Annotated in this window: 17 protein-coding genes; 5 read left to right on the top strand and 12 right to left on the bottom strand. The window is 62.1% G+C overall.

All coding sequences use genetic code 11. The features are described 5' to 3' along the window. Window positions 1–3: 3 nt before the first annotated feature. Window positions 4–954, bottom strand: coding sequence for an MBL fold metallo-hydrolase (locus ACTXGA_RS17540; RefSeq protein ID WP_443395904.1), 951 nt, complete (start codon window positions 952–954; stop codon window positions 4–6). A gap of 56 nt (window positions 955–1,010) precedes the next feature. Between ACTXGA_RS17540 and ACTXGA_RS17535 the strand changes: the two genes are divergently transcribed. After that, complete coding sequence (locus tag ACTXGA_RS17535) at window positions 1,011–1,574, top strand: DUF2585 family protein (RefSeq protein ID WP_443395903.1); 564 nt, start codon at window positions 1,011–1,013, stop codon at window positions 1,572–1,574. A gap of 2 nt (window positions 1,575–1,576) precedes the next feature. On the opposite strand, the gene fahA is transcribed toward ACTXGA_RS17535, so the two are convergent. Genes fahA through hmgA form a run of 3 tightly spaced genes read right to left on the bottom strand, consistent with a single transcriptional unit; the run spans window position 1,577 to window position 4,505 of the window. Then, window positions 1,577–2,842 (bottom strand): fumarylacetoacetase, encoded by a 1,266-nt coding sequence (gene fahA, locus ACTXGA_RS17530; RefSeq protein ID WP_443395902.1) that lies wholly within the window; start codon window positions 2,840–2,842, stop codon window positions 1,577–1,579. A gap of 44 nt (window positions 2,843–2,886) precedes the next feature. Next, the gene (locus ACTXGA_RS17525; RefSeq protein ID WP_443395901.1) at window positions 2,887–3,156 is read right to left on the bottom strand and encodes a hypothetical protein; all 270 of its coding nucleotides are present in this window, start codon (window positions 3,154–3,156) and stop codon (window positions 2,887–2,889) included. Continuing rightward, window positions 3,153–4,505 (bottom strand): homogentisate 1,2-dioxygenase, encoded by a 1,353-nt coding sequence (gene hmgA / locus ACTXGA_RS17520; protein ID WP_443395900.1) that lies wholly within the window; start codon window positions 4,503–4,505, stop codon window positions 3,153–3,155. Before hmgA ends, ACTXGA_RS17525 begins: the two co-directional genes overlap by 4 nt. Before the next feature lie 106 nt (window positions 4,506–4,611). Here hmgA and ACTXGA_RS17515 point away from each other — a divergent pair, with 106 nt between their 5' ends. After that, on the top strand, window positions 4,612–5,067 hold the full coding sequence (locus ACTXGA_RS17515; protein ID WP_443395899.1) for a MarR family winged helix-turn-helix transcriptional regulator: 456 nt from the start codon (window positions 4,612–4,614) through the stop codon (window positions 5,065–5,067). Window positions 5,068–5,118: 51 nt separating this feature from the next. On the opposite strand, the gene ACTXGA_RS17510 is transcribed toward ACTXGA_RS17515, so the two are convergent. The 5 genes from ACTXGA_RS17510 to ACTXGA_RS17490 form a co-directional block, all read right to left on the bottom strand. Continuing rightward, window positions 5,119–6,192: a GSCFA domain-containing protein gene (locus ACTXGA_RS17510; protein WP_443395898.1), complete on the bottom strand. Its 1,074-nt coding sequence runs from the start codon at window positions 6,190–6,192 to the stop codon at window positions 5,119–5,121. Beyond that, complete coding sequence (locus ACTXGA_RS17505; RefSeq protein ID WP_443395897.1) at window positions 6,189–6,893, bottom strand: hypothetical protein; 705 nt, start codon at window positions 6,891–6,893, stop codon at window positions 6,189–6,191. Before ACTXGA_RS17505 ends, ACTXGA_RS17510 begins: the two co-directional genes overlap by 4 nt. 110 nt (window positions 6,894–7,003) lie before the next feature. Beyond that, complete coding sequence (gene arsJ / locus ACTXGA_RS17500) at window positions 7,004–8,269, bottom strand: organoarsenical effux MFS transporter ArsJ (RefSeq protein ID WP_443395896.1); 1,266 nt, start codon at window positions 8,267–8,269, stop codon at window positions 7,004–7,006. 112 nt (window positions 8,270–8,381) lie between these two features. Further along, on the bottom strand, window positions 8,382–9,380 hold the full coding sequence (locus ACTXGA_RS17495; protein ID WP_443395895.1) for an ArsJ-associated glyceraldehyde-3-phosphate dehydrogenase: 999 nt from the start codon (window positions 9,378–9,380) through the stop codon (window positions 8,382–8,384). Then, window positions 9,377–10,204: an arsenate reductase/protein-tyrosine-phosphatase family protein gene (locus ACTXGA_RS17490; protein ID WP_443395894.1), complete on the bottom strand. Its 828-nt coding sequence runs from the start codon at window positions 10,202–10,204 to the stop codon at window positions 9,377–9,379. The genes ACTXGA_RS17495 and ACTXGA_RS17490 overlap by 4 nt, the downstream gene beginning before the upstream one ends. Window positions 10,205–10,363: 159 nt before the next feature. Between ACTXGA_RS17490 and ACTXGA_RS17485 the strand changes: the two genes are divergently transcribed. Beyond that, entirely contained in the window at window positions 10,364–11,563 is a 1,200-nt protein-coding gene (locus tag ACTXGA_RS17485) for an aminotransferase-like domain-containing protein (protein WP_443395893.1), read from the top strand. A gap of 222 nt (window positions 11,564–11,785) precedes the next feature. Beyond that, window positions 11,786–12,112, top strand: a complete 327-nt coding sequence (locus tag ACTXGA_RS17480; protein WP_443395892.1) for a hypothetical protein — start codon at window positions 11,786–11,788, stop codon at window positions 12,110–12,112. 50 nt (window positions 12,113–12,162) lie between these two features. Here the strand turns inward: ACTXGA_RS17480 and ACTXGA_RS17475 are convergent, their stop codons facing one another. The 3 genes from ACTXGA_RS17475 to dctP all read right to left on the bottom strand — a co-directional run bounded on the left by ACTXGA_RS17475 (window position 12,163) and on the right by dctP (window position 15,315). After that, window positions 12,163–13,566: a TRAP transporter large permease gene (locus ACTXGA_RS17475; protein WP_443395891.1), complete on the bottom strand. Its 1,404-nt coding sequence runs from the start codon at window positions 13,564–13,566 to the stop codon at window positions 12,163–12,165. Further along, window positions 13,563–14,195 carry a TRAP transporter small permease subunit gene (locus ACTXGA_RS17470; RefSeq protein ID WP_443395890.1) on the bottom strand — a complete coding sequence of 211 codons (633 nt, stop codon included), beginning with the start codon at window positions 14,193–14,195 and terminating at the stop codon, window positions 13,563–13,565. The genes ACTXGA_RS17475 and ACTXGA_RS17470 overlap by 4 nt, the downstream gene beginning before the upstream one ends. A 103-nt stretch (window positions 14,196–14,298) precedes the next feature. After that, a complete protein-coding gene (gene dctP, locus ACTXGA_RS17465; RefSeq protein WP_443395889.1) occupies window positions 14,299–15,315 on the bottom strand; it encodes a TRAP transporter substrate-binding protein DctP in 1,017 nt (338 codons plus the stop codon). Window positions 15,316–15,746: 431 nt separating this feature from the next. Between dctP and ACTXGA_RS17460 the strand changes: the two genes are divergently transcribed. Beyond that, window positions 15,747–15,984 (top strand): acetyl-coenzyme A synthetase N-terminal domain-containing protein (locus ACTXGA_RS17460; protein WP_443395888.1); only part of this gene is annotated, 238 nt, incomplete at its 3' end.

Raw genomic sequence — 15,984 nt, 5'->3', positions numbered from 1 at the left:
TTGTCACCCCTGCAAAGCGTTCCACATTTCCTTGTCCCGCTCTGCCGTCCACACCCGAGGCGTGTCGATGCCACGGGCCTCGTCATAGGCGCGGGCGACGTTGAAGGGCAGGCAGTGTTCGTAGATCGCATAGTCGCTGAACTTGGGGTCACATTCCGCCCGGCAGGCATCCCACGCCTCTTTCAGCGAGCCGCCCCGGGCGACGACCTTGGCCACCGGCTTGTAGGTGGAATTCACGAAATCGGCGGTCGAGGCGATGGCATTGGCGACCATCTCTTCGCCCACAAGCGCATCTCCGCGTCCCGGCGCGATGCTCTTGGGTTCAAACATGGCGATGTTGGCCAGCGTGTCTTCCCAGTCGCCGAAATGCCCGTCGCCGCAATAGCAGGCCGAGTGGTATTCGACGATGTCGCCGGTGAACATGACCTCTTGATCGGGCACCCAGACCACCGCGTCACCGGCCGTATGGGCGCGGCCCAGATGCATGATGTCGACGCGGCGGTTGCCAAGGTAGACGGTCATGGACTCGCTGAATGTCGTGGTCGGCCATGTCAGGCCGGGGATTTCCTCATGGCCCTGGAACAGGCGCGGGAAGCGGTCGAACTCGCTGTCCCAGTCCTCTTGCCCGCGTTCGGCCACCATCGACCGCGCCACGTCGGACATGATGATTTCCCGCGCTCCATAGGCCGAGGCGCCCAGCACCCGCACCGCGTGGTAATGAGTCAGGACAAGGTGGCTGATCGGCTTGTCCGTCACAGAACGGACATGCTCGATCACCTTGCGGGCAAGGCGCGGCGTGGCCTGCGCCTCGACGATCATCACGCTGTCGTCGCCGATGATGACGCCGGTATTGGGATCACCCTCGGCGGTGAAGGCATAGAGCCCCTCACCCACCTGTGTGAAAGACGTTTTCTTTTCTGCCATGTCGCCGGCAGAGGCAAAGGCCTTGTTCATTTCGAACCTCTCAAGTCTCTGGACGCTACAGCGCCGTTGTGGTTGCATCGCGGGCCATGACTAAGATCACCAAACCCGCGATATTAACTCTGACAACCGCCATCATACTGGCGGTCATCCTGCTCATGATGGGGCGCGATCTGATCTGCCCCTGTGGTCGCGTGGATTTCTGGGCCGGTCCCGGCGCGCCCGCCGTCGAGGGTAGCCAGCACCTGCTGGATCTTTATTCGCCCAGCCATCTGATCCACGGCTTTGTCTTTTTCGGCGTGCTGGCGCTTGTCGCGCGGCGCCTTGATCTGAACATCCGCCTCGCGCTCAGCCTGATCGTCGAGGCCGGTTGGGAGGTGGTCGAAAACACGCCGCTGGTCATCGATCGTTACCGCGCGGTGACGATCTCGCTGGATTACAACGGCGACAGCGTGATCAATTCCGTCTTCGACCTGTTTGCGATGGTGGTCGGGTTCTACCTTGCGCGCGTGCTGCCGGTCTGGGTCAGCGTGGCCATCGTGATCGGCATGGAGATCCTGACCGCCTTCCTGATCCGGGACGGTCTGGTTCTGAACGTGCTGATGTTGTTCTGGCCTGTGGAGTCCATCCTTCAGTGGCAACAGGGCGGCTAGCGTCATCCCCGCCCCCCGTAGGGATCATCCAGCGCAGGCAGAACCGTACCGGTACATTCGCCAAAGCCGACGCGATAGCCGTCCCCCATGGCAGCGCCACGCAGGGTCAGCCGATCGCCGTCCTCCAGAAAACTGCGCGTCTCTCCGGTGTCCAGAGTGACCGGCTCCTTGCCGCCCCAGCTGAGTTCCAGCAGCGCTCCGCGGGCGTCTTTTTCAGGGCCGGAAATGGTGCCGGATCCCAGCAGATCGCCCACCGACATCGGGCAGCCGCTGGTGGTGTGATGCGCCAGTTGCTGGGCGGATGAGTAATACATCTCGCGATAGTTGGTCCGGGCGATCACCGTCTCTGCCTTGCCCTCGGGCGCAAGGCCAACCTCAAGCTGAATGTCGTACAGCATCGGGCCCGGCTCTTTCAGGTAATCCAGAAGCACCCGGTCCCGATCCGGCGTGGATACGCGGAAGGGTTCCAGCGCCGCCTTGGGCACGATCCACGGGCTGATGGAAGTCGCCGTCGCCTTGGACTGAAACGGCCCCAGCGGCTGATACTCCCACGCCTGAATGTCACGAGCGGACCAGTCGTTCAGCAGCACATAACCAAAGATCATCTCGTCCGCTTCGGCCACGGTCACCGGACCTTCGGAATCCTGTCCGACGATGGCACCCATTTCCAGTTCCAGATCGAAACGCGCGCAGGGGGCAAAGCGGGGCAGATCCTCGTTCGGCCCTTTCAACTGCCCCCAGGGGCGGCGCACGTCGGTGCCGGAGACAACGACCGAAGAGGCCCGCCCGTTGTAGCCGATCGGGATCGACAGCCAGTTCGGCGGCAGCGCGTTTTCCGGGCCACGGAACATGGTGCCAACATTGGTGGCGTGGTTCTTCGAGGCATAGAAATCGGTGTATTCCGACACTGCGAAGGGCATCAGCATCTTGGTCCCGGCCTGCGGGACCATATAGGCGGTCAGGGCCTCGGCATCTGGTGCATCCTCGGCCAGCATGCCGGTGATCGTCTCGCGGAACGCGGCCCAGGCTTCGGGGCCCAGCGCCATGAATTCGGTCCAGTCGCCGAAGAAGAACACCTCTTCCTCATCCTGCATCTGGATCAGCCCGTCGTTTTCCAGCGCGGTGATGTCGAGGATCATGTCCCCGATGGCGACGCCGCAATGCGCCTCGCCGTTTTCATCCTGGAACGCCCCATAGGGCAGGTTGTTCAGGGGAAAATCAGTGTCGGGGGAGTTCGCGCTCTCCACCCAGGAACGTTGAAGGGGCATCTGTCGTCCTTGTCTGTCTGTTTGATCGCACAGGCGATAAATCTTTAGCCGCCGCCACCGTCGCCGCCACCCCCGCCACCGTCAGAGCCGCCGCCATCGCCGCCGAACAGGCCCGACCAGAACGAGGGTTCCTTGTCATCATTGGCGTTGCGCGGAGAGTCCCCGCCAAGAACGGGCGTCACGGCGCCGCCATCGCCGCGTCCTTTGGTGTCCCCCGGGCGAGTTGCCTTTTCAACGCGGAAGATCAACCAGCCGATGAGGCACAAAAAGACCACGGCAGCCAGGATCAGAACGGTTGCGGCGGCGGTGCTCATTTCTTTCCGGGCGTGCCGTCGAACTTCTTCTCAAGGCTGTCCCAGCAATCGATGTAATCGTCCTGCAGCGGTGCCTCGTTGGCTGCGAAGGCAGTCAGATGCTGCGGGAACCGGGTCTCGAACATGAAGGACATGGTGTTGTCCAGCTTGTCGGGGCCAAGGTTGGCGTTCGACGCGCCCTCGAACGCATTCTTGTCCGGCCCGTGCGGCAGCATCATGTTGTGCAGCGACATCCCGCCGGGCACGAAGCCTTGCGGCTTGGCATCGTACTGGCCGTAGATGTTGCCCATCAGCTCGGACATGATGTTCTTGTGATACCATGGCGGGCGGAAGGTGTTTTCCGCCACCATCCAGCGTTCGCGGAACAGCACGAAGTCGATGTTCGCGGTGCCCGGCACGCCCGATGGCGCGGTCAGCACGGTAAAGATCGACGGATCGGGGTGGTCGAACAGGATCGCGCCGACCGGGCAATAGGTGCGCAGATCATACTTGTAGGGCGCATAGTTGCCGTGCCACGCAACCACATCCAGCGGCGATTGCCCGATCTGCGTCTCATGGAACTGGCCGCACCACTTGACGGTCAGGGTCGATGGCACCTCGCGATCCTCATAGGCCGCCACCGGAGCCTTGAAATCACGCGGGTTGGCCATGCAGTTGGCCCCGATCGGACCACGCCCGGGCAGTTCATATTTCTGCCCGTAGTTCTCGCAGACGAAACCACGGCACGGCCCTTCCAGCACCTCGACCCGGTAGACTAGGCCGCGCGGGATAATGGCGATCTCCTTGGGTTCGACGTCGATGATGCCCAGTTCGGTGGCAAAGCGCAGTCGCCCGTCTTGCGGGACAACCAGCAGTTCGGAATCGGCCGAGAAGAAATAGGCATCCTTCATTGACTCGGTCACAAGGTAGATATGGCTTGCCATGCCCACCTGCGTGTTCACATCACCTGCCGTGGTCATGGTGCGCATACCGGTCAGCCATGTCAGCCCGTCCTGCACCGGCACCGGATCCCAGCGGTACTGGCCAAGCGAGATCACGTCCGGGTCCACGTTGGGCGCGGATTTCCAGTAGGGCAGATCAATCTTCTGATAGCGCGCCGAATGTTTGACGGAAGGCCGGATGCGATAGCACCACGTCCGTTCGGGCGGATTGGCGGTAAAGGCGGTGCCGCTCAACTGTTCGCCGTAAAGACCGTAGTTGCATTTCTGCGGTGAGTTCATGCCCTGCGGCAGCGCGTCGGGCAGCGCCTCTGTTTCGAAATCATTGCCGAAACCGGGCATATAGCCCTCTTGTGTGCCAGCGTAATTCGCAGCGCGTACCATGCCCTGAGGCAAGTCAAAACGGGTCATGTGATGTCCTCCCATCGCCTGTCCTGTCGTTGCGGCAGTTATTCGTTGCAAATGCAATGAAGTCAAGTCTAATGTTGTAAAGCCCGTAGATCTTTGAGGCCCCGCCATGAAAGACCGCACTGCCCTGCCCGATTTCGACCTGAGCCGTTTCACGCCCTACCGGCTTGCCGTTGCTGCCGAAAAGACGTCGGAGGAACTGGCGCGCCAATATCGCGAGCGGTTCGGCGTCTCGATCCCGGAATGGCGTGTTCTGGTGCACCTTGCCCAGCCGATCGACGGCGCGACAACCGTTTCGGTCCGGGACATCGAAGCGCGAGTCGCGATGGAGAAAAGCAAGGTCAGCCGCGCGGCCTCGCGACTGGAGGCCGCCGGGTATATCGCCAAGACGGTGGATTCGGGCGACCGGCGGCTGGTGCGGCTGGCCCTGACGGACAAGGGGCGCGCCCTGATGACGGACCTGCTGCCCCTGGCCATGGCCTATCAGCAGCAGATCGAGGACCGGATCGGCGCGGCCTTCGAGGCCTTCGAAGCAGGGTTGCAGGAACTGCTGGACGACACCTGACCGCGGGCACGTCGCCGTTCCGAACGTTAGTACCGGGGCCAGCCCGAACGGCTACCTCCGGTCAATCGCCTCTTCATCGCAAAGCGCTTCGGCCCATTTGCGGACCTCGTCGCCCTGTTCCTGTCTTTCCTCCCGCGGCGCGGGCTGCGGGATCGCATCGCTGCTACCGTCGCCAAAGTGCTTCAGAAACACGCGCATCACGTGATCAACGCCCTCCAGCAGGACTTCTCTGCCATCTGTCGCGATGTAACGCCCGCGCAAGTGCGGGCTGGTGATTATCTCGAAAGAGGGGAAGTAGACCGTGTCGGCAAAGGCCTGAACCGCGTCTTCGACCACGATCCGCAAAACGGCCTTGGACCAGGTCGTCGATACGAGAACATGCCTGGGCATGTAAGTCGCGTTCAGCGAAACCGGTGACACCGTCAGGACGATGCGGACCTTGGGATTGCGCTCTCGGATCAAGGAAATCGCGGCAAAGAGGTCACTTCGGCACTCATCGACCCCAAAGTTGACGAAGCCGTACCGCTCTGGTGCATAGGATCCGCCGGCAACACCCGGTGCGAGTGGAAACACAGCACCATCGCGCCGGTCTTCCCAAGCCTCGGTCAGGCCGATCGTGAAGACAAAGACATCCATGTCTTCGATCGCCCGGCGAACACAGGCCAGATGTTGCCTGCGATCCAATTGCAATTCCTCCGCATCGGTAAAGCCATTCGGCTGCACCTGCGGTCGGAACGGATCGACGACACCGGTTCCGGGCTCAGGGGACACCCAAACCTTTTCTTCCGGTTCGAACTGACCGAAGGCCCGCTCCAGAAGTTGCCGCAACTGCCGGGCGGTGTAGACGTTTCCATATCTGGCAGAGTAAACGCCAAACTGATGCTTGCGCGCGGTTTCCTCATCAACAAGCGGGTGTGCCGCTTCGGTGACATGGTGGTCAAAGCCTGCGTCCGACAGGGCCCGCGCCACATGCTGAGCAAAACAACTGCCCGCCGTCACGATCTTGTCCGTGCGCGAAATCCCGAAAGGTGCGGCAATCATGGGGTCCAGCAACTCTGGCTGCGCAAGCCCCGGCGCCCGTTTCCAGAATTGATGATCGGGAAGCCCCTTGTACGGATGCGTCATGGTTCCTCCCTAACGGTTTCAAGAAGACGGTCCCGCATCACACGCCCATAGGCCAGATTGCCGTGTGTCGGATCACGCCCCCAGAACGCGGGCGCCAGAAAACCGTCCTTCGTCTTCACGTGATCCAGCGGGCCCACGATCTCTGCTCCGCAGGTCTTGGCGTATTCGCCGTACAGGTCGTTTTGTAGCTCGTAGAGCCGACGATGCAGCGACCGCGGCGCAAGCCGGACCGATGCCCGGTCTTCGAAATGTCTGGGCAGATCGATCTCCCGACCCAGCGCCCCCACCGGAGGCGGTGGCGCAAGGATCAGGCGGCGCGCTTTCGGCCAGGTTTGGAACAGCATCTGCGCGAGGCTGTTCAAAGGGGCGATTTCACGATCCAGAACATCACGCATCACGCTTTCGGGCAGGACGACTCGTGACTGCCCATCCGGCGTCGGCGTATCCGTCCCCAACGGACCAAGGCTCCACGGAACCGGATGCTCGAACAGTCCGTGAATGTTGTGCTGGTTGCCCATCAAGCACAGGCACACCGCGTGAGGCCGAAGCCCCAAGGCGATTGCCCGCAGCAATCTTGGCACGCGACGCCCGATCACGAGGCCGCGGCGTCCGAGGTGGCTGAGATTGTGGATGGTCAGACGCCCGGACGGCGCCTCCTGCTCGGCAAGGCGCAGTGCTTCGACATGGCTGTGCCCGATCAACAATATTCCGGAAGTCTGCAAGATCGCGGCAACCATTTAACGGCGGTTAAGGCTACAAGCTATTTGCTATGGATCGGCTCGGCAATCCTCATCGCGACCATGGTTTTTCTTCACGCCCCATCCGCCTGAAGTCTGGACGCCGCCAGGGCGCTGATCGCCACCATGACGGCCGCCGTCGCAAGGCAAAGGGGCAAGCCGCCGACCTGATAGCTGAGGCCGGACAAAAGCGTGCCCAACAGGCGCCCTGCCGCGTTTGCCATATAGTAAAAGCCGACGTCCATGGTCACGCGCTCCCCCTTGGAAAAGGCAAGGATCAGGTAGCTGTGCAGTGAGGAGTTGACCGCGAAAAGCGCGCCGAAGATCAGCAGTCCCGCGATGATCACCACCGTCAGCCAGGTCGCCGGATCGCCGGTGACATAGACCAGCAGCGCCAGCACCGCCGGTATCACCGTCAGCGAAAGCGCCCAGCCACGCGCGGCGGCCACGATCTCTGCCCCGGACCGAGAGGCCGCGCGCAGCGCCTTGGGCGCATAGGCCTGCACGGCACCGTAGAGGATCGTCCAGACCGCCATGAAGCTGCCGATGGTGAAAAAGGCAAAGCGGTTGCCCGCCTCTGAGCCGTCCGAGAGCACCGCGTAGAAATAGACCGGAATGCCGACCACGAACCAGACGTCACGCGCGCCGAAGAGAAAGACCCGCGCCAGCGACAGCCAGTTCACGTTGGGGTCCTTGGAAAAGACCTCTTTGAACTTGGCGTCTTTCCTGCCGGTGGGCAGGCCGCCCGGCATCCGCAGGCTGACGACCAGCAGCACGGCGCCCAGAACCGCCGCCATGCCCAGAACCGCCGGGACAAAGCCGAACAGAGCCAGCATCGCCGCGCCGGACAAAAAGCCGAGTCCCTTGATCGCATTCTTGGAGCCGGTCAGCACCGCCACCCATCGGAACAATCCGCCCTGCCCCGACGGCGCCAACAGTTTCACGGCCGATTTGGCCGACATCTTGGACAGGTCCTTGGCCACCCCGGACAGGCCCTGCACCGCTATGACAAAGATCACCGAGGCCCCCAGACCCCAGGCCGGATTCAGCTGCGACAGCGCCAGCAACGCCACCACCTGCAGCGACAGCCCCGCATAGAGCGTCGAGGTGAGCCCGAACCGCGCCGCGATCCACCCTGCCGAGAGATTGGTGACGATGCCCGCGAATTCATAAAGCAGGAACAGATAGGCCAGTTGCACAGGCGAAAAGCCCAGCGTGTGAAAGTGCAACAACACCAGCATCCTGAGCGCCCCGTCGGTCAGCATGAAGGCCCAGTAGGCGGCGGTGACCGCAACATAGGCGGCCAACCCCTCGGGGCGTTGCGAAACGGAGTCTGTCATGTCCGGGCTCCGGTCTGGAGGGTGGGTGGGATTGAGGGGCGCGGCCCCTGTTGGCCCCGGAACAAGTCCGGGACAAATTCACCCCGAGGTATTTTCAACCCAAAGAAGCAGGTCAGAGGCTCTTGCCCACCATGTGCGCCACATCGACCAAGCGGTGCGCGTAGCCCCATTCATTGTCATACCAGGCATAGATCTTCACTTGCGTGCCGTTGATCACCATGGTCGACGGCGCATCCACGATCGCGCTGCGCGGGTCGTTCGTGTAATCGGTCGAAACCAACGGACGCTCCTCATAGCCGAGGATGCCTTTCAGCGCGCCTTCGGCGGCGGCCTTGAACAGGGCGTTGACCTCTTCGGCGGTGGTTTCGCGTTCGACCTCGAAGACGCAATCGGTGAGCGAGGCGTTCAGCAGCGGCACCCGCACCGCGTGTCCGTTCAGGCGGCCCTTGAGTTCGGGGTAGATCAGCGTGATCGCAGTGGCGGAGCCCGTCGTCGTGGGAATCAGCGAATTCAGCGCCGAGCGGGCACGACGCAGGTCCTTGGCGGGCCGGTCCACGATGGTCTGGGTGTTGGTCACGTCATGGATCGTGGTGATCGAGCCATGCTTGATGCCGAGGTTTTCGTGGATCACCTTGACCACCGGCGCGAGGCAGTTGGTGGTGCAGGAGGCGGCGGTGACGATCCTGTGCTCATCCGCCTTGTAGATGTCGTCGTTGACCCCGTAGACGATATTCACCGCGCCGCCGTCCTTGACCGGGGCAGAGACGACGACCTTTTTCACGCCACGTTCGAAATAGGGGGCGATGCGGTCTGCGGTCTTGTAGTAGCCGGTGCAGTCGATGACCACGTCGACGCCGTCCAGCGGCAGATCGTCAAGGCTGCGCTTCCCGTAGACCGGGATGCGCGTGCCGTTGATGGTGATGCTGTCCGAATCGGCGGAAAAATCCGCGTTCCAGCGGCCATGCACCGTGTCGAATTCCAGCAGATGCGCATGCATCGCCGGATCCCCCACAGCGTCGTTCAGAAAGGCGATGGAATCCCCGGCGTCGAGCATCGGCTTGACGATGAGTTTCCCGATCCGGCCAAGGCCGTTGATGGCGTAGGTGGTCATGCGTTGTCCTTCGTCTTGGCGATATCATCGATCTTCGCCTGCAAGCTGTTGCGGTCCAGCGTGTCGATGGGCAGGGCCGCGAAGGCCATGATACGGTTGCGCAGTGCACCATAGACCTGCTGGAATGCCAGCAATCTTTCGGCGTCATTGCCCCTGGTCTTGACCGGGTCAGGCTGCCCCCAGTGACCGGTCATCGGCTGGCCCGGCCACGGCGGGCATTCCTCGTTGGCGGCGCGGTCACAGACGGTGAAAACAAAATCCAGTGCCGGGGCGGTCTGACCCTGAAATTCGGCCACGTTCTTGGACCGCAGGTTGGAAATGTCATGCCCCTTGTCCCGCAGGACCTGCAGGGCGACGGGGTTCAGTTCGCTGAACGGGCGCGTGCCTGCGGAATGGACCGCAAAGCGGTCTCCCGCGATCTCGCGCAGCAGAGTCTCGGCAAAAATCGACCGGGCTGAATTGCCGGTGCAGATGAACAGCACATTGTATTTGCGGTCAGCCATTTCGGGCTCCTGAGCAGAATTGGGCAGGCAGAACTCCGGGCGGCCACGGCAGCAATCCGCCCAGAGATAGTCCATCAGGGAACCGGCACCCCGGGTGTCGGCACCGTAGCGCAGCGATGTTCCGCTGCGCGTCTGGGTGATCAGCCCCGCCCCGCGCAATTGCGCCAGCGCCGCCGAAAGGCTGGAGGCCGGCAGGTCCAGCGCCTCGGCAATCTCGCCCGCCGCGACATTGTCCGGGTAGCGCCGCATGAGCAGGCGAAAAACGTCCAGACGCCGGGGATGGGCAAGAGCCGAGAGGGCGGTGAGAGCTGCATTTTTCATATTTCCGGAAATACGGAAGCAAACGGATTTCAACAAGAGGTTTTCGCATCGCGCATTCGTTTTTCGATCAGCCAGTCTGCCGTTGGCACTGGGTAACCTTTTCATGTTACGGAGCCGTGACAGCGCCCACCGGGGCGCCTCGGCACTTGGAGAGACCCCATGAGCAACCGCCGCGCCTTTGCCGATTGGCTGAACGACACCAATGACGTGACGCAGACCTTCCTGGCTGCGGGTCGCATTCCCGGCCTCGTCAATCTGGGCGGCGGATTGCCGGATCCTTCCACATGGCCGGTGGCGGAGTTGTCGGAGTTCGCCGCCCGCGCGGTGGCAGACCACCCCGGCGATACACTGGCTTATTCGCCAATCGACGGCCTGCCGGAACTGCGTGACCGCATTGCCACCGATCACAGCAGCGACACCGTCCGCCTGACCCGGCAAAATGTCATCGTGACGACTGGCGGCTCTCATGCCCTGGAACTGACGGGCAAGATCCTGCTGAACCCCGGTGACACCATCGCGGCGCAATCGCCTGCCTACCTCGGTGCCATCGACACGTGGAAACCGCGGCAACCGGCCTACCGTCCGATGCTGCTGGAGCAGAACGGGTTCGACGCCCGCGCGGCCTTTGACGGGGCGCAATTCGCCTATACCGTGCCGAATTTCTCCAACCCTTCAGGGCGGCTCGTTCCGCTGGACCAAAGACAGGCGCTGCTGGCGGCGGCCGAGGAAACCGGCACCTGGCTGGTGGAAGATGATCCCTATGGCCATCTCTACTATGACGGCACACCCCTGCCCCGCATCCTTGATCTGTCTGCCGATGGTTCTGCGCCCTATACCGGACCGGTGATCTACCTTGGCACCGTGTCCAAGATTCTGGCCCCCGGCCTGCGCGTCGGCTGGGCCATCGCGGCCCCCGAGATCATCGCCGCCATGACCAAGGCCAAGCAGAGCAGCGACATGTTCACCAGCGGCCTGACCCAGCGCATCGCCCTTGCCGCGATGGAGGCAGATTTGCCCGGGCGCATACTGCCGGACATGCTGTCCCTTTATCGCAGCCGACGCGACGCGCTCTGCGCCGCGATGACGGAACACCTGTCGGATCACTTTGACTGGGATGTGCCAACTGGCGGCATGTTCGTCTGGGCTGTGGCGCGTGACCCGTCGTTCGACACCAACCTGCTGATGGAAACGGGGTTGGAACACGGCGTCTGCATTTCGCCCTCCAGCGTGTTCGACCCTTTGGGCCAGAACCGCCGCGCCATGCGGATCAACTTTACCCTCAATCCGCCGGATCGGCTGGAGGAAGGCATCCGGCGGCTGGCGGCGGCCACAAGGGCACAATTGACCCGCGCCGCCTGACTTCGACATCCGAGCTGTCAGCCTGCTTGAAATATTGACCTGCGGCGATCTCAGCGCCGCGTTGGCTATGCCTTTGCCCCTGACGTTCCAAAGGCAGGACGAGGCCGGAACAACTTTAGGCGCTTTCCCGCCGCGACTTTAAATTCCAACCTTGATATATATCGCTTCATGAATATCTTTCCCGGGCGCGAACAACTGGGCTTAGATGTGAGGAGCAGTGAATTGAACAAATGGATCGCAACGGTGGCGGCGGCAGCGCTCGCCCTTGGCAGCGGCGCCGCATTGGCCGACCATGGCAACCCCTGGGCAACGGCCGAGGATACGGTGCTGTCAAAGAACCACGATGCCAATCAACTCAAAAGCGCCGGCACCCCCGGCGAGGCTGAAATGCGCGGCGTCTTGACCCGAAATGCCTTTGGCAAAACGGGCGGCTCGGCCAGCGATGGCAAGGCCGGGTCCGGCGGTGGCGCCGCAGGCGGCAGTGGTGGCGGAAAAGGCGGCGGCGGCAAGGGCGGTTCCGGCTCCGGTGGCAAGGGCGGAAAAGGCTAAGAGCAAAGCTCAACAGAGAAAGGCCGCCAGCAGGCGGCCTTTCTTTTTTGTCACCCCGCCAGCGACGGCAGCCAGAGAACGATCCACGGGAACATCACCAACAGGGCAATCGTCACCGCGTCCGCGAGGAAGAAAGGTGTCACCCCGCGGAACACATCCTGCACGGACAGTTCAGGCCGCACGCCAGCCACCACGAAGCAGTTCAGCCCGATGGGGGGCGTGATCAGGCAGAACTCTGCCATCTTCACCACGAGGATCCCGAACCAGATCGCGCACATCGGACCCGACATGCCGAACGCGCTTTCCTCGGCCGACACGAACTCGCCCCCATTCAGCGCCATGATCGCGGGATAGACCACCGGCAGCGTCAACAGCAGCATCCCGATGGCATCCATGAACATGCCCAGGACCGCATAGGCCAGCAGGATGCACACAAGGATCAGCATCGGCGAATAGGGCAGCGCGGTCAGCCAGTCGGAAAAGGCGCTAGGCAGATCGGCGAAGCCCAGGAACCGCACGTAGATCAGCACGCCCCAGATGATCGTGAAGATCATGATCGACAGCTTGGCGGTTTCCACCAGCGCGTCTTTCAACTCTGGCAGGCGCATGCCCCGGAACAACGCCATCAGGAAGACGATGAACGCGCCGATAGCGCCCCCCTCTGTCGGCGTGCCCCAGCTGTCGCCCCCAAAGGGGTTGTAGACAAAGAAGATGATGATCACGACAACCGCCACGATGGGCAGCGCTGGCGGAAGACTGACAAAGCGTTCACGCCATGTGAAACCGCGCACCGGCGGGCCAAAGCCCTTGATCGTCAGGGCCAGTCCGATGATCAGCAGTCCATAGATCAGCGCCGAGAACATGCCGGGGATGAAGCCCGCCAGCAGCAGTTTGCCCACGTCCTGTTCCACGATGATCGCATAGATCACAAGGATCGCCGACGGCGGGATCAGGGAGGCCAGCGTGCCGCCCGCCGCGACAACGCCCGCCGCGAACCGTTTGTCATAGCCGACCTTCAGCATCTCGGGGATGGCAATGCGGGCAAATACCGCCGCTGTCGCCACGCTAGCCCCCGACACGGCGGCAAAGCCTGCGGTGGCAAAGACGGTCGAAACCGCCAGCCCGCCCGGAACCCATGCGATCCAGCGTTTTGCGGCCTCGAACAGCGCGCGGGTCAGTCCGGCGTAATAGGCCAGATAGCCGATCAGAATGAAGGTTGGGATCAGCGACAGCGCCTGAGAGGACACCTTGCCATGCGGCACCTGCCCTGCCGTCTTGACCGCCACGGTCAGCGCCCAGCCAAATTCTTCCGGGTCGTAGCCCTTCTTGGACCAGAAGATCCAGATCAGCCCGACCATTCCCGCCATCGCCGCCGCAAAGGCGACGCGCATGCCCAGAACCACCATGACCAGCATACCGCCAGTCACCCAAAGCCCGATCTCGATGCTTGTCATGTGTCGTGCCCCTGCACCTGATCGGCTTCCGCCGCCGCCATTTCTGCGGCCGACTGGACCAGCGGCACCGCCACCGGCTCACTCAACCCCAGCACAAAGGCCCGCCCGTAGCCCCATAGTTGCAGGACCAGCCGCAGGCAGATCACCGCAAACGCCACCGGCACCACCAGCTTGGCGGGCCAGATCGGCAGACCGATATCGATAGAGCTGTCGCGGCTCCAGTTCGGGGCGCTGAAATCGAAGCTTCGGTCGAAATGCGCCCACGTCCCCCAGACCAGCAACACCATCAGAATCAGGATCGCGAAAGTCGTGATAAACTCGGCCAGCCACAGGAACCGCCCCTTCAAAGCGCCCACGACGATGTCCATCCGGATGTGACCACCCGCGCGCTGCACGAAGGAAATCCCGAAGATCGCGATGAAAGGCATCGCCGCCTCGATCCAGTCGACGTAACCGCGCAGCGGTTCGTTGAACAGGTTGCGGCCAGAGACCGAGATCACCGCCAGACACATAAGCCCGAAGGCGAACACACCCGAGACAAAAGCCATCCCCAATTCCAGACGTGACAGCAATCGGTCCAGTCTGGACAGCAGACTGTCGTCTTCGAGGACAGAGGCATGTCCGGCCATCGGCTTACTCCGCTATTGATTTTGGTACGCCGTCGCGCGCGCGGGTTTCCCCGCACGCGCACATCCGGCAAAAGCCCGGCACCGGGCCGGGACGCGTGGCGCCTCAGTTCGAGGCGCGCACTTTCTCCAGCGTCGAGAAGACAAGATCATAGAGCTCCTGCGCCGGCAGGCCCTGTGCGCTCATGTCCGCGATCCATGCATCATGAATGGGCTTGCCCGCCACTTCCCTGAACTTCGACAGCTCTTCGTCCGAGATCATGACCTTCTGCACGTTCTTCTCTGCCAGCACCTCGTCCCAGCGCTGCAGCAGCATGCCGTAGTTCTCGAGGTAATAGGCGATCGCTTCGTCCACGGACTCGTCCAGTGCCTGACGCTGATCGTCCGGCAGCGACTCATAGGCGTCGATGTTCACGACGATGGGACAATTCACCGTGCCGGGGTTCAGGTTCGCGGTCCACCAGTCAGCCTGATTGATGGTGCCAAAGGACAGGTGCGCGTGCTGGGCAAAGGCCACCGTATCCACGACACCGCTTTCCATCGCCTGATAGGCCTCGGACGAGGTGACCGAGGTCGGCACACCACCGACGGCGGCAAAGGCCTTGCCCAGACCGCCGGTCGCGCGCACGCGCATGCCGTCGAATTCGGCCAGTTCGTCACGCGGATCGCCGGTGCCCACAAGGTTGTACTGCGGCATGGGCGAGGTCATCAGCATCTTGGCGTTCCACTGCGCCATTTCCTCGGCCACGGCCGGATGGGCATAGACCGCGTGGCTGACGGCCACTTCTTCTTCCAGCGTGGACACGCCGAGGAACGGCAATTCCAGAACCGTGATCGCGCGGTTCTTGTCGGCATGGTAGCCCGCGCAGAACTGCGCCATCTCGAAGGCACCGATCGAGATACCGTCAAGGTTCTCACGGTTCTTCGACAGACCGCCATAAGAGATGTTCATGGTGAACTCGCCGCCGGTCTTTTCCGAGACCAGTTCCGCGATCTTGTGGAGGTGCTCGGTGAAGGCACGACGCGAGCCCCAGGTCGACACATTCCATTCGGTTGCCGCGGCTTCGGTGACGAAGGTGACCGCAACCGCGGTCGCCAGCAGCTTTGCTGTGATGTTGGACATAATATCCTCCCCTGTTTTTGCAGCGGTATCTTCCGCCTCGGCGGAACCGTAGTGGAATGGCTCCGGGGTTCAAGGGTTTTACGGATTCGGGGGATTCGCGACGCGAGCGCTAACAGCTTGTATGCCACGGCATACCGCATCCTTTTGTCACACCCGGCCTTGACCAACACAATCTGAGCGGGAACCATGGCAAGTCCCGATTTGCCTCCTGCGGCGGATTGACCATACGGCATTGAAATCAAGGGGGTTAGCGTGCGGCAGGCAAATTAGTTTACGATTTTCAACCTGTCTCTGAAAATAATTTACAGCTAAATCACTCATAACGCTAACATTATTCCATTATTTTCCGTTTCAGGTATTGTCCTTCTTGAACGCGGTGACGTTGGGGAACAACGTGCCGCCGGGCTTAATGTGGAGTGGGAGATCCTTTCATGACCGAACAGACCAAACCCGAAACCGGCGATCGCGTTTATCCGCCCGCGCCCGAACTCGCGGCCAAGGCCCACGTTGATGCGGCGCGTTATGATCAGATGTATGCGGCTTCGGTTGCGGATCCTGAGGCGTTCTGGGCCGAGCAGGCGCAGCGTCTGGACTGGATCAAGGCGCCGACCAAGATCAAGAACACCGATTTCACCCTGGGCCAGGTCTCGATCAAGTGGTTCGAGGACG

This window comes from Antarctobacter jejuensis, from assembly GCF_052266595.1.
GTDB lineage: Bacteria > Pseudomonadota > Alphaproteobacteria > Rhodobacterales > Rhodobacteraceae > Antarctobacter > Antarctobacter jejuensis.
This window is presented reverse-complemented; position numbering and strand designations above follow the sequence as displayed.

What these genes read in the sequence shown, in the direction of transcription:
- fahA (WP_443395902.1), bottom strand. Translation starts at nt 2,842, where the DNA reads ATGCCCCTTCAACGTTCCTGGGTGGAGAGCGCGAACTCCCCCGACACT.
- ACTXGA_RS17495 (WP_443395895.1), bottom strand. Translation starts at nt 9,380, where the DNA reads ATGACCACCTACGCCATCAACGGCCTTGGCCGGATCGGGAAACTCATC.
- ACTXGA_RS17535 (WP_443395903.1), top strand. Translation starts at nt 1,011, where the DNA reads ATGACTAAGATCACCAAACCCGCGATATTAACTCTGACAACCGCCATC.
- arsJ (WP_443395896.1), bottom strand. Translation starts at nt 8,269, where the DNA reads ATGACAGACTCCGTTTCGCAACGCCCCGAGGGGTTGGCCGCCTATGTT.
- hmgA (WP_443395900.1), bottom strand. Translation starts at nt 4,505, where the DNA reads ATGACCCGTTTTGACTTGCCTCAGGGCATGGTACGCGCTGCGAATTAC.
- dctP (WP_443395889.1), bottom strand. Translation starts at nt 15,315, where the DNA reads ATGTCCAACATCACAGCAAAGCTGCTGGCGACCGCGGTTGCGGTCACC.
- ACTXGA_RS17515 (WP_443395899.1), top strand. Translation starts at nt 4,612, where the DNA reads ATGAAAGACCGCACTGCCCTGCCCGATTTCGACCTGAGCCGTTTCACG.
- ACTXGA_RS17510 (WP_443395898.1), bottom strand. Translation starts at nt 6,192, where the DNA reads ATGACGCATCCGTACAAGGGGCTTCCCGATCATCAATTCTGGAAACGG.
- ACTXGA_RS17470 (WP_443395890.1), bottom strand. Translation starts at nt 14,195, where the DNA reads ATGGCCGGACATGCCTCTGTCCTCGAAGACGACAGTCTGCTGTCCAGA.
- ACTXGA_RS17475 (WP_443395891.1), bottom strand. Translation starts at nt 13,566, where the DNA reads ATGACAAGCATCGAGATCGGGCTTTGGGTGACTGGCGGTATGCTGGTC.
- ACTXGA_RS17540 (WP_443395904.1), bottom strand. Translation starts at nt 954, where the DNA reads ATGAACAAGGCCTTTGCCTCTGCCGGCGACATGGCAGAAAAGAAAACG.
- ACTXGA_RS17485 (WP_443395893.1), top strand. Translation starts at nt 10,364, where the DNA reads ATGAGCAACCGCCGCGCCTTTGCCGATTGGCTGAACGACACCAATGAC.
- ACTXGA_RS17490 (WP_443395894.1), bottom strand. Translation starts at nt 10,204, where the DNA reads ATGAAAAATGCAGCTCTCACCGCCCTCTCGGCTCTTGCCCATCCCCGG.
- ACTXGA_RS17525 (WP_443395901.1), bottom strand. Translation starts at nt 3,156, where the DNA reads ATGAGCACCGCCGCCGCAACCGTTCTGATCCTGGCTGCCGTGGTCTTT.